Raw genomic sequence first — 12,691 nt, 5'->3', positions numbered from 1 at the left:
TTCCATTCTGAAACAACAATCCCAAACCGAAAATCTTTCGCGTTTGGGATTGTGTTTTTATCGTAATTGGATAAATTTTTATTTTCTGTTGCCATTCTTATTCTGTCATTGCAATGAAAGCGTCAATATTCATTCCTTCTTTAGAAGTTTCATATTTTTCTTTGATTTCTACAAATAACTTGTTAGCCTCAGCTTTTTTTCCTGCAGTCACATACAATTGAGCAGCTTTGAATAAGTATCTTGGCGTAGTGAAATCATTTTCAGAAGCTTCAGCCGCTTGTTTGTAGTAAGTAATAGCATCATCTACTTTATTAGTTTCAGATAAAGCATCTCCAATAGCTCCTAAAGCGATAGGTTTTAAAATAGCATCATCAGATTTGAATTTCTCTAAATATGTGATAGCATTTTTAAAATCACCTAGGTTTAAATAAGCCATACCAGCGTGGTAGTTTGCTAAATTTCCAGCATCAGTACCAGCATATTGCTCTGCAATTCCAATAAAACCTAATTTACCTTCACCACCTTTAAGTGCTAAATTGTATAAAGAATCATTTTTTTCTGTAGCATCAACTGCTTGTTGAAAATATTGTTGTGCTTGGAAAATTTCGTTTGCAGCTTTTTCTTCTTTAGGCTCAACAACAAAACGATTGTATAACAAATAAGATAATGTTCCAATCGCAATTGCACCTACAATACCTAAAAGTAGTTTTTGATTTTTAGCTACCCAATCCTCAGTTTTTGAAGCTGTTTCATCTAAAGCATTAAAAACCTCAGCTGTAGTACTATCTTGTACATCAACTGCTTCTACTTCGTCAAACTCGTTTTCAACTTTTGCTTCTTCAGGTTTTGGAGCTTTGTAACCTCTTTTGTTATATGTTGCCATTTATTTTTAATTTAATGAGGTGCAAAAATATAATTTTTATTAAAATTTAAAACCATTTTTGTAGATATTTTTAAGATTTTCAATTTACTTTTGCAGAAAGTCTTATATTTAGTCATCTAACAACCTTTAATTATTGTGTTTTTAAAACAATTATCTTTACTTAATTATAAGAATTTAGCCCAAATCGAATTTGATTTTGACGCTAAAATTAATTGTTTTGTTGGAAAAAACGGTGTTGGAAAAACCAATATTTTAGATGCTATTTACCATTTAGCCTACGGAAAGAGCTATTTTAATCCGTTAGCGGTTCAGAATATCAAACATGGCGAAGAGTTTTTTGTGATTGATGCTTTACTTGAAAAAAACGGAAAAGAAGAAAAAATTGTTTGCAGTTTAAAAAAAGGGCAAAAAAAAACCATTAAGCGAAACGGAAAAGTCTATGAAAAACTTTCTGAACATTTGGGATTAATTCCTTTAGTAATCATTTCTCCTTCTGATGCCGATTTGATTGTAGAAGGAAGCGAAACTCGCAGAAAATTTATTGATAGTGTAATTGGAACATTAGACAACCAATATTTACAATTGCTGATTCAATACCAAAAAACGTTAGCACAACGCAATGCTTTATTGAAATATTTCGCTTTAAACCAAACTTTTGATGTAGACAATTTAGCTATTTACAACGAATTATTAAGCGAAACCGGACAATTAATCTTCAAAAAAAGAAACCAATTTTTAAACGATTTCATTCCGATTTTCCAAAAGCATCACTCGAATATTTCTGGCGGAAATGAATCGGTTGCTTTACGATACGAAAGTCAATTGTTCGAAAAAGATTTATTATCGCTTTTAGAAGAATCGCTACAAAAAGATAGAATTATTCAATATACAAGTTCTGGAATTCATAAGGATGATTTGGTTTTTGAGATTGATGGTTTCCCAATTAAGAAATTTGGTTCACAAGGTCAACAGAAATCATTTTTGATTGCTTTAAAGTTGGCTCAATTTGAGTTCATGAAAAAACAAAGTGGCGAATTACCGATTCTTCTTTTTGATGATATTTTCGATAAATTAGACGAAACGCGTGTGCAAAAAATAGTAACCATGGTGAATGATGCCGTTTTTGGACAAATTTTTATTTCCGACACACATGCCGAACGAACTGAGATGATTATTAAAGAAACGCATCAATCGTATAAAATATTTCCGATTTAAATTTCAATAATTTTTAGGAACACAGATGGAACAGATTTTAAAAATTATTAAAATTTCTTTAATCTGTGTTCCAAAAAAAATACTCCATAATGTTGAATTTGAAAATTACCACATAAACATTACATTTGAAAAAAATTATTCTAATGCATATTCAAACCAATTTCTCTCTAAAAAATTACAACACTTTTGGAATTGATGCTAAAGCAAAGCAATTTGTTTCTGTTTCTTCTATTAGTGAGTTAAAAGAAGTGATTTCAAACCATTCTGATATTTTCATCTTGGGAGGCGGAAGCAATATGCTTTTAACACAAGACATCGAAAAATTAGTCGTTCATGTGAATTTAAAAGGAAGAGAAATTGTTGAAGAAAATGATGATTTTGTCATTGTAAAAGCACAAGCTGGTGAAAACTGGCATGAGTTCGTACTTTGGTGCATCGACCAAAATTTTGGTGGCATTGAGAATTTATCCTTAATTCCAGGAAACGTTGGTACGACACCAATTCAAAATATTGGAGCTTATGGAGTAGAAATCAAAGATACGATGTTTTCTTGTGAAGCTTTAAACCTAAAATCATTAGAAATCGAAACTTTCACCAATGCGCAATGTAAATTCGAATACCGTGAAAGTGTTTTCAAAAACGAATTAAAAAATCAATACATCATAACTTCTGTCAGTTTTAAATTAACGAAGAGAAATCATAAAGTTTCTACTACTTATGGTGCAATTGAATCCGAATTAAAACAAAACGGAATCGAGAACCCAACCTTAAAAGACGTTAGCAACGCTGTAATTGCTATTCGCCAAAGTAAATTACCTGATCCAAAAGAATTAGGCAATAGCGGAAGTTTCTTTAAAAACCCAATCATCTCAAAAGAAGCTTACGAAAAAGCAAAAGCACTTCACCCAGAAATGCCGCATTATGTAGTTTCAGAAACCGAAGTAAAAGTTCCTGCAGGTTGGTTAATTGAACAAGCCGGTTTTAAAGGAAAACGTTTTGGTGATGCTGGTGTACATAAAAATCAAGCCTTGGTTTTAGTCAATTACGGAACGGCAACAGGAGCCGAAATTGTAGCACTTTCGAGAAATATCCAACAAACGATTTTAGAAAAATTCGGAATTGCAATAGAAGCGGAAGTGAATATTATTTAGTGGGGAGTTTAAAATCTTTGTATTCTTTTTAAAACACATAGACACATTAGATTTGCTTTGTATTGATTTTAATCCGAAATATCGGATCGAAGCTTCGGACGTTTCACTTTTCATAGGCACCATAAGAAATTCTTTTAAATCTGCATTTTGCATTAGCAAATCTGTTGTATCCGCGAGCTAAATTTTTCAACTTTAAAGATTTCTTCCATTTCTTAAATCTGTGTTCCAAAAATTTTGAATTTGTTTTTGAGATTTGTTTGGAATTTGAGATTTGTTATTTGGATTTTAATTAATTTTGCAGTTCAAAATAGAAAAAGATGAAACTTGTATTAGTAACCATTGGACTTTTAGGACTTGCGTTTGCAGGTATCGCGATAAAAATTTGGGCAAAAAAAGACGGAAAATTTGCTGGAACTTGTGCTAGCCAAAGTCCGTTTTTGAATAAAGATGGAGAAAACTGCAGCTACTGCGGAAAAACTCCTGAACAAATGAAAGATTGCAGCGAACCTTCGCACTCTTAATTTTCAAAATTTATGATACTAACAATACTCTTAATCGCTTTTGCGGTTATCGTGTTTATTCAATTTATTTATTACCTTTTTATTTTCGGAAAATTCTCATTTGGTAAAAAAACCGAAGGAACTCCGAAACGTTTACCTATTTCAATCATTGTTTGTGCTAAAAACGAAGAAGAAAATATCAAAAAGTATTTTCAAACTTTGGTTACCCAAAACTATCCTGATTACGAAATTGTCTTAATTGACGATGCTTCGAGCGATGAAACTTTGGAATTATTTGAAAGTTACGAAAAACAATATGCGAATATAAAGTTGGTAAAAGTTCAAAATAATGAAGCCTTTTGGGGTAATAAAAAATTCGCGTTAACCTTAGGAATTAAAGCCGCAAAAAATGAGTATTTAGTATTTACCGATGCGGACTGTTATCCAGCGTCAAGCGATTGGTTGTTGCAAATTTCAACTCAATTCACCAAAGAAAAAACGATTGTTTTAGGTTATGGCGCTTACGAAAAAGTGAAGAATTCATTCCTAAACAAAATCATTCGTTTTGAAACGATGTTAACCGCTACGCAATATTTTTCTTGGGCAAAAATCGGCAAACCTTATATGGGTGTTGGGCGCAATTTAGCTTATAAAAAAGAAGAATTTTTCAATGTTCGAGGTTTTATGGATCACATGAAAATTCGTTCGGGTGATGATGATTTGTTTATCAATCAAGCTGCTAACAAAAAGAACACGGCAATTTTATACACACCTGAAAGTTTTACTTTTTCGGAACCAAAAACTACTTTTTCGTCTTGGGTTTACCAAAAAAGAAGACATGCTACGACTGCGAAATACTACAAAGGATTTGATAAATTTCAGTTGGGATTATTTTTCTTTAGTCAGTTTTGGTTTTTAGTTTTGGCTATTGTTTTGTTAGCGTTTCAATTCCAATGGATGATTGTAACTGGAATAATCGTTTTTAGATATTTATTTTCATGGATTTCTCTAGGTTATGCCGCTGGGAAATTGAAAGAAAAAGATGTTATGTATTGGTATCCAATTATCGAAATTGTGCTTATCTTTACGCAACTGAGCGTATTTTTTAGAAACCTCATCTCAAAACCTGTACATTGGAAGTAAATTCGGTCATTATTCAAGAAAACATTGAAAAAGCAAAAAAGGGAGACCAAGTTGCTTTCACGTTTTTATTGGATTTTTTCTGGAATGAAGTGTACGGATTCATGCTAAAACGCACCGAAAACGAAACCGATACTGAAGACATTGTCATTGAAACTTTCGCGAAAGCGTTTGATAAAATCGCAACGTATAATCCCGAATATGGATTTAATACTTGGTTGATTGCGATTGCAAAAAACGTTCATATAGACATGCTTCGCAAAAAGAAATCGTCTTTATTTATTGAAATGAATGACGAAGAAGACCATCAAGCCTATAGCGTTGCAGACGATTCCAATTCTGCTGAAGACGAATTGATTATCGAGCAAAATTTAGCTCAATTACTACAATACATCAAACAATTAAAGCCTGCTTATCAGGAAGTCATTCAAATGCGTTATTTTCAAGAAATGACCTACCAAGAAATGGCAGAGCAAATTGATGAACCACTGAACAACATCAAAATCAAACTGCTACGAGCTAAGAAATTATTAGCGGAGATTATTTCTGGAAAATAAACTTCTAAACAAATCTTAAAACTTTACATTCTTTTATAGAAATCCACCATTTCTAATTATCTTTGCCTATCAAAATTTTGATTATGGACACGGCTATTGACAATGTTTTTCCACCAAGAGAACCAAAACCAAAATGGTTACGCGTAAAATTACCAACCGGTAAAAACTACACCGAACTTAGAGGTTTAGTAGACAAATACAAACTGAATACCATTTGTACTTCGGGGAGTTGTCCTAACATGGGTGAATGTTGGGGTGAAGGAACCGCAACTTTCATGATTTTAGGAAATATCTGTACACGTTCGTGCGGATTTTGTGGTGTTAAAACCGGTCGACCTGAAACGGTGGATTGGGACGAACCTGAAAAAGTAGCGCGTTCTATCAAAATTATGAACATCAAACATGCCGTAATTACTAGTGTTGACCGCGATGATTTAAAAGATATGGGTTCGATTATTTGGGCAGAAACCGTGAAAGCGATTCGCCGAATGAATCCTAATACGACTTTAGAAACGTTAATTCCAGATTTTCAAGGCAACACAAGAAATTTAGACCGAATTATTGAAGTAGCTCCAGAAGTAGTTTCGCACAACATGGAAACCGTAAAACGTTTGACGCGTGAAGTTCGTATCCAAGCGAAATATGAAAAAAGTTTAGAAGTGTTACGCTATTTGAAAGAGCAAGGCATCAAAAGAACTAAATCGGGTATCATGTTAGGTTTAGGTGAAACGGAGGAAGAAGTGATTCAAGTTTTACACGATTTAGCCGATGCAAAAGTGGATATTGTTACTATTGGTCAGTATTTACAACCAAGTAAGAAACATTTACCGGTTAAAGAATATATCACGCCAGAACAATTTGCGAAATACGAACAAATAGGAAAAGAATTAGGTTTTAGACATGTGGAAAGTGGCGCTTTAGTACGTTCGTCTTACCATGCGGAGAAACACATTCATTAATTTTAGTGATTAGTGATAAGTAATTAGTGAATAGTAAATTGAATTCCAGATAAAAACCTGAAACAAAAAAAACTTGAAACCTGAAACAAAAATAAAAATTGCTATTAATGGTTTTGGAAGAATTGGACGAAATTTGTTCCGATTGCTTTTGAATCATCCTACTATTGAAGTGGTTGCCATCAACGATATTGCTGATAACAAAACAATGGCGCATTTGGTAAAATACGATAGCATTCACGGGGTTCTGAATCAGAAAGTTTCGTTTTCTGAGGATTCGATTAGTATTGATGATAAATCCTATTTATTTTTTCATGAAAGAGAAATTAAGAATTTAGATTGGAAATCAGTAAACGTTGATATTGTTATTGAATCGACTGGAAAATTCAAAACATTTGAAGAGATTAACCAACATATTTTAGCTGGAGCGAAAAAAGTAATTCTTTCTGCACCTTCTGAAGTGGATGAAATAAAAACTGTTGTTTTAGGGGTAAACGAACACATTTTAGACGGAAGCGAAACCATTATTTCCAACGCAAGTTGTACTACAAATAATGCCGCTCCAATGATTAAAATCATTCAAGAATTGTGCGAAATTGAACAAGCTTACATCACCACCGTTCACTCCTACACTACCGACCAAAGTTTACACGATCAACCTCATAAAGATTTACGCCGAGCTCGTGGTGCAGCGCAATCTATTGTTCCTACAACAACGGGCGCAGCAAAAGCATTAACAAAAATATTTCCTGAATTAGACGGAAAAATTGGTGGTTGTGGTATTCGCGTTCCAGTTCCAGATGGTTCTTTGACGGATATTACTTTCAATGTGAAACGCCAAGTTTCTATTGAAGAAATCAATCAAGCATTTAAAAAAGCTGCTGAAACTAATTTTAAAGGAATCTTAGATTATACTGAAGATCCAATAGTTTCTGTGGATATTATCGGAAATCAAAACTCATGTTTATTTGATGCACAATTAACTTCTGTAATTGACAAAATGGTTAAAATTGTAGGTTGGTACGACAATGAAATTGGCTATTCTTCTCGATTAATTGACTTAATTACATTCGTTTCTAAAAAATAAAGTTTTTATTATCGCCAAAAAACTTTAAATTGCAGGGTTAAATTTAACTCTACTTTTCTTGATAAAGCGACTTGTCATACTTATTTTATTAATAACTTCAAACAGTTATACACAGTCTGTTTATAAAAATGAAGGGGAAATAAGTGATAGTACTGATTATTATTTAGAAATAGGACTCTTCAATAAAGAAGCTAAAAAATCATACACCAATGCTATTCTATATACAGAAAAAGCAATTGATTACGCAAAAAAAAACAACTCAAAAGACAAACTTGCGGATTCCTATCTTCAATTAGCCATAATTTTTTATGAATTAGAAAAAAATAATTTAGCTATTGATTACTATATAAGAGCCATAAATATTTACAATAAAAATGAGCCTAGTTCTAATATAGCCCTTTCTTATTATGGGCTTGGCAAATGTTATCTTAAAAAAAACAACATCTCTTTTGCTGAAATATATTTTGAAAAAGCAACAGATATTTATAAAAAATTAAATTTTTTAGAAGCTATAGAGTTAATTAACCTCCAAAAAGCCATAATAAAAAAAGAAAAAAGACAATACAATGAAGCTATTGAGATTTTAAAAAATGTAACAGAAAACATTAGCGATGATGCTTTATTGAGCACTAAAACTGAGGCTTACATTCAATTAGGTGAAATTGAAATTATAAAGAAAAATTATTCAACAGCGATTAATTATTTAAATCTAGCTAATCAAACCAACGAAAACAGTAATAATGACATACAATTAACTAAACGCATTTACAAGTTATTAAGTAATAGTTATGAAAAAAATAAAAATACCATAAGTGCGAATTTATATTTAAAAAAATATATAAATCTTACGGATTCTATTGGAAAATATTATACAAATAATGTTGCAGAAACTACAGTTGACAAAATTCAGTTTGACAAACAACTCAAAACAATTGAACAATTAGATAAAGAAAAAAAAAGCCAGCAAAAGACATTACGTTTTTCAAAATTGATAAGCATTTTAAGTATTGCTTTGATATCCATTTTATCGTTACTAAGTCTATCCTTATATAAAAACAATAAAATTAGAATTAGTACCAATAAACTTTTAAAAGAAAAAAACAAAGAACTTACAATTGAAAAAGAAAAAGCGGAAAGCGCATCAAAAGCTAGAGCTGATTTTTTATCAACAGTTAGTCATGAATTAAGAACTCCTTTAAATGCAATTAATGGTATTACTTATCTTTTACTTCAAGAAAAACCAAAAGCAAGTCAATTAAACTATTTAAAATCACTTGAATTTTCTGGAAATTACTTACTTAACTTCATCAATGATATTTTAGAAATCAACCGTTTAGAGTCTGACAAAGTAGTAATTGAAAAAATCAATTTTAACTTATCTGAATTAACTAAAAACATTGTAATTTCTTTTAAAGAATTCATCCATGAAAACAACATAAAATGTCATTTAAATTTTGATGAAACAATTGATTGTAATTTAAAAGGCGATCCAACAAAATTATCTCAAATTTTAATCAACTTACTTAACAACGCAATAAAATTCAGTAAAAATGGAGATGTATGGTGTACAATTAAAAAGAAAAATGAAACAAATAATAATCTAACTATCTATTTCGAAATTAAAGACAATGGAATAGGTATACCAAAAGATAAGCAAGATGCTATTTTTGACAGTTTTAGTCAAGGTTCTGTTGAGATAAATAGAACTTACGGCGGAACTGGACTTGGACTTTCGATTGTTAAGAAAATATTAGAATTGATGGGCAGTCAAATTCATCTTCAGAGTGAATCTGGGAAAGGAAGTACTTTTAGTTTTGAACTCCAATTTGAAAAAGGTATAGACAATCAAACTAAAGATGAAGTTATAAAACCATATCAATCCATTTTTATTAAGAAAAAAGTACTGTTAGTTGAGGATAATAAAATTAACCAGATGATTACACAGAAAATGTTAGAAAAAAGAGGTATTTCATGTAAAATTATCGACAATGGAGAAGATGCAATTGAAGAAGCTAAAATTAACAACTATGATTTAATCCTTATGGATGTCCACCTCCCAGGTATAAATGGAACTGAGGCTACTAGTGAAATCAGAAAATTCAACACTTGTACTCCTATTGTAGCGTTAACTGCAATCTCTCTGAATGAAAATAGAGAAATGCTCTTGTCCTATGGTATGAATAAAGTAATCACCAAACCTTTTGAACCAGAGCATTTCTATAAAGTGGTAACCAAATACTTAACTAGTACTGAGCAATCAAATTCTTAATTAAATTTCTTACATGAGGTTCTGCCTTTTGAGCTGCTTGTAAAACCTCATCATGGTTTACTTCTTCGATATTATCTTCATCACCCATATCGGTAATTACAGAAACTCCAAAGCATTCCATGTCCATGTGACGTGCTACAATAACTTCTGGAACAGTTGACATTCCAACGCAATCTGCCCCTAAAGCTTTTACCATTTTGTATTCTGCAAGCGTTTCAAATGTTGGTCCTTGCAACCCTAAATAAATTCCTTTTTTCAAATCAATATTCAATTCTTTGGCCAATTCAAATGCTGTTGCAATCATTGCTTTTGAGTAAGGCTCACTCATATTTACAAATCTTGGCCCAAATCGTTCGTCGTTATGTCCACGTAGTGGATGTTCTGGCATTAAATTAATATGATCTGTGATTACTGCTACATCACCCACTTTATAAGCCGGATTAACACCTCCCGAAGCATTAGAAACAATTAGTTTTTCAACGCCTAAATATTTCATTACACGAACAGGAAACGTTACTTGTTTCATGTCGTATCCTTCATAAAAATGAAAACGCCCTTGCATCGCCACTACTTTTTTCCCTTGAATCGTTCCAAAAACCAATGCCCCTTTATGTCCTTGCACCGTTGAAACTGGAAAATTTGGAATCTCCGAATAAGGTAAAGTATACTCAACCGTAATATCTTCTGTAAATCCTCCTAATCCTGAACCTAAAATAACACCATATTCTGGAGTGAAATTGGTTTTATTTTTAATATAACTAACTGTTTCCTGAACCTTGTCCCACATAATCTTCTATCGTTTTATCAATATTTGTATTTAAAAAAGTTGATTTTATTGGTAAATAGAACAATTGCTCTTTTGGCAACAATCCGTTTAAACGAACAAAATCTTTTTCTGTTGTAATTATTTTTCTTCCGTTGGCTTTAGCCAAAATTTGCTCACAATCTTGTTTCGAAAAATGATGATGATCTGGAAACACCAAAGTTTCATCCACCTCATTTTTAAGAAAATCTAAAAACAATTTAGGTTTTGCAATTCCGGCAACCAATACTTTACTTTCTGATTGAATTTCGGAAACTAATAATTGACTCTCGTTTCCAAAAACATAATCATCGTATTTAATTGTGGTAAAGAAAACTTGTTGTTTCACCTTCAACTTTTCTCTGATTTTCTGCTGCGCAATTTCGGACAAATCATTCGGACATTTTGTGATAATTATCATATCAGCACGTTTTTTTCCAGAAGAGGGTTCGCGTAAATTCCCGAAAGGCAAAATATAGTCATCGCAAAACAAATCATCATAAGCCGTAAGCAAAATATAAAACCCAGCTTTTACTTTTCTGTGTTGATAAGCATCGTCTAATAAAATTACATCTGGTTTATTTAGAACTTGTAGTAAATTTTCAATTCCGTTTTTACGATTAGCATCAACTGCTACTTGAATATTCGGAAATTTTGAATAAAACTGAAATGGTTCATCACCAATAGAACTCGCAGTAGCGTTTTCATCCGCCAAAATAAAACCTTCTGAAGTACGTTTGTAACCACGACTCAAAACTGCCACTTTATATTTATCCGAAAGCAATCGGATTAAGTATTCGATTTGAGGCGTTTTTCCTGTGCCTCCAACGCTTAAATTTCCAACAGCAATAATTGGAATATCAAAAGAGTAGCTTTTAAAAATGCCGTTATCGTAAAGCCAATTTCGGATAAACGTAATTAGCCAATACAAAAAGGCCAAAGGAAAAAGTATTTTTCGTAACAAAATCATATTACGAAAGTATAATAAATTATCTTTATATTAAAGTTTATGTCCTTTATCATTTCATTTCTAATGGGTATTTCGTTAATTTGTATAAACATTTTTTAAATTTCGTATCATGAAACTTTCCAATATACTTTCGATTCTTGAAGAAATGGCGCCACTAGGTTATGCCGAAGATTTTGATAATGTAGGGCTTTTAGTTGGAAACCCGAATCAAGAAATTGATGGCGTTTTAGTTTGTCATGATGCATTGGAATCGGTAATTGATGAAGCAATTTCGAAAAAATGTAATTTGGTCGTTTGCTTCCACCCTATTTTGTTTTCGGGAATTAAGAAAATTACGGGTAAAAATTATGTGGAACGTGCCATTTTAAAAGCAATTAAAAATGACATTGCGATTTATGCTGTTCATACTGCGTTAGACAATCATCAAAAAGGTGTGAATAAAATTTTCTGTGATGCATTAGGATTGAAACATTCGAAAGTGTTGATTCCGAAAGAAAATTACATTCAAAAATTGGTTACCTATACGATTCCTGAAAACTTTGAAAAATTAAGAAACGCTTTGTTTGATGCCGGCGCCGGAACGATTGGAAATTATGAAGATTGCAGTTTTAATTCGAAAGGAATTGGAACTTATATGGGAAATGAAAATTCGAATCCAGAAATTGGCGAACGTTTTGAATTTGTAGAAAACGAAGAAATTAAAATTGAAATGACGTTTGAAAAGCATTTGCAAGAGAAAATCTTGAAAGCTTTATTCAAAAATCATGTATATGAAGAAGTGGCATACGAAATTTATCAATTGGAAAACAAACATCAAAATATTGGTTTGGGACGCGTTGGTGAGTTCGAAAATCCACTTTCTGAAACCGAGTTTTTGCAATTGGTTAAAGAAAAATTGCAATGTGAAGGTATTAGACATTCCACTTTTACAGGAAAATCAATAAAAAAAGTAGCCGTGTTAGGCGGAAGCGGAAGTTTTGCTATAAAAAATGCAATTTCCTCAGGAGCAGATGCTTATCTTACAGCCGACTTAAAATATCACCAATTCTATGAAGCTGAAAATCAGTTACTTTTGGCTGATATTGGACATTTTGAAAGCGAAAGATTTACAAAAAATTATATTGTTGATTTTCTTAAAGAAAAAATCACTAATTTTGCAAT

General features: G+C 31.9%; 12 protein-coding genes and 1 pseudogene. 9 read left to right on the top strand and 4 right to left on the bottom strand.

Annotation, left to right across the window (positions count from 1 at the left end; genetic code table 11):
* Both Q0075_RS03970 and Q0075_RS03965 read right to left on the bottom strand, forming a co-directional pair.
* Positions 1–95 (bottom strand): annotated as a pseudogene (locus Q0075_RS03970) (6,7-dimethyl-8-ribityllumazine synthase); the annotation flags it as partial.
* 2 nt (positions 96–97) lie between these two features.
* Positions 98–883, bottom strand: a complete 786-nt coding sequence (locus tag Q0075_RS03965) for a tetratricopeptide repeat protein (RefSeq protein ID WP_297868382.1) — start codon at positions 881–883, stop codon at positions 98–100.
* 135 nt (positions 884–1,018) lie between these two features.
* On the opposite strand from Q0075_RS03965, the gene recF reads away from it, so the two are divergent.
* The 8 genes from recF (at position 1,019) to Q0075_RS03925 (ending at position 9,758) form a co-directional block, all read left to right on the top strand.
* Positions 1,019–2,098 (top strand): DNA replication/repair protein RecF, encoded by a 1,080-nt coding sequence (gene recF, locus Q0075_RS03960; RefSeq protein ID WP_297868381.1) that lies wholly within the window; start codon positions 1,019–1,021, stop codon positions 2,096–2,098.
* Positions 2,099–2,241: 143 nt separating this feature from the next.
* Positions 2,242–3,249 (top strand): UDP-N-acetylmuramate dehydrogenase, encoded by a 1,008-nt coding sequence (gene murB, locus Q0075_RS03955; RefSeq protein ID WP_297868380.1) that lies wholly within the window; start codon positions 2,242–2,244, stop codon positions 3,247–3,249.
* A 317-nt stretch (positions 3,250–3,566) separates the two neighbouring features.
* A complete protein-coding gene (locus Q0075_RS03950) occupies positions 3,567–3,770 on the top strand; it encodes a hypothetical protein (RefSeq protein WP_026724852.1) in 204 nt (67 codons plus the stop codon).
* A gap of 12 nt (positions 3,771–3,782) precedes the next feature.
* On the top strand, positions 3,783–4,892 hold the full coding sequence (locus Q0075_RS03945; protein ID WP_297868379.1) for a glycosyltransferase: 1,110 nt from the start codon (positions 3,783–3,785) through the stop codon (positions 4,890–4,892).
* Entirely contained in the window at positions 4,883–5,446 is a 564-nt protein-coding gene (locus Q0075_RS03940) for a sigma-70 family RNA polymerase sigma factor (RefSeq protein WP_073580296.1), read from the top strand. The genes Q0075_RS03945 and Q0075_RS03940 overlap by 10 nt, the downstream gene beginning before the upstream one ends.
* Positions 5,447–5,529: 83 nt before the next feature.
* Positions 5,530–6,405, top strand: a complete 876-nt coding sequence (gene lipA / locus Q0075_RS03935) for a lipoyl synthase (protein WP_133610606.1) — start codon at positions 5,530–5,532, stop codon at positions 6,403–6,405.
* Positions 6,406–6,478: 73 nt separating this feature from the next.
* On the top strand, positions 6,479–7,489 hold the full coding sequence (gene gap / locus Q0075_RS03930; protein ID WP_297868378.1) for a type I glyceraldehyde-3-phosphate dehydrogenase: 1,011 nt from the start codon (positions 6,479–6,481) through the stop codon (positions 7,487–7,489).
* A gap of 58 nt (positions 7,490–7,547) precedes the next feature.
* Positions 7,548–9,758 carry an ATP-binding protein gene (locus tag Q0075_RS03925; protein WP_297868377.1) on the top strand — a complete coding sequence of 737 codons (2,211 nt, stop codon included), beginning with the start codon at positions 7,548–7,550 and terminating at the stop codon, positions 9,756–9,758.
* On the opposite strand, the gene Q0075_RS03920 is transcribed toward Q0075_RS03925, so the two are convergent.
* Both Q0075_RS03920 and lpxK read right to left on the bottom strand, forming a co-directional pair.
* Complete coding sequence (locus tag Q0075_RS03920) at positions 9,733–10,545, bottom strand: purine-nucleoside phosphorylase (RefSeq protein WP_297868376.1); 813 nt, start codon at positions 10,543–10,545, stop codon at positions 9,733–9,735. The two genes, Q0075_RS03925 and Q0075_RS03920, sit on opposite strands and share 26 nt — an antisense overlap.
* On the bottom strand, positions 10,517–11,530 hold the full coding sequence (lpxK, locus tag Q0075_RS03915; protein ID WP_297868375.1) for a tetraacyldisaccharide 4'-kinase: 1,014 nt from the start codon (positions 11,528–11,530) through the stop codon (positions 10,517–10,519). The genes Q0075_RS03920 and lpxK overlap by 29 nt, the downstream gene beginning before the upstream one ends.
* A gap of 109 nt (positions 11,531–11,639) precedes the next feature.
* Between lpxK and Q0075_RS03910 the strand changes: the two genes are divergently transcribed.
* Positions 11,640–12,691: Nif3-like dinuclear metal center hexameric protein (locus tag Q0075_RS03910; RefSeq protein WP_297868374.1), on the top strand; the 1,052-nt coding region annotated here is incomplete at its 3' end.

Origin of the sequence: uncultured Flavobacterium sp., assembly GCF_937967675.1 — a bacterium.
GTDB lineage: Bacteria > Bacteroidota > Bacteroidia > Flavobacteriales > Flavobacteriaceae > Flavobacterium.
The sequence above is the reverse complement of the archived record's forward strand: the minus strand, read 5'-3'. Positions and strand labels throughout refer to the sequence as shown.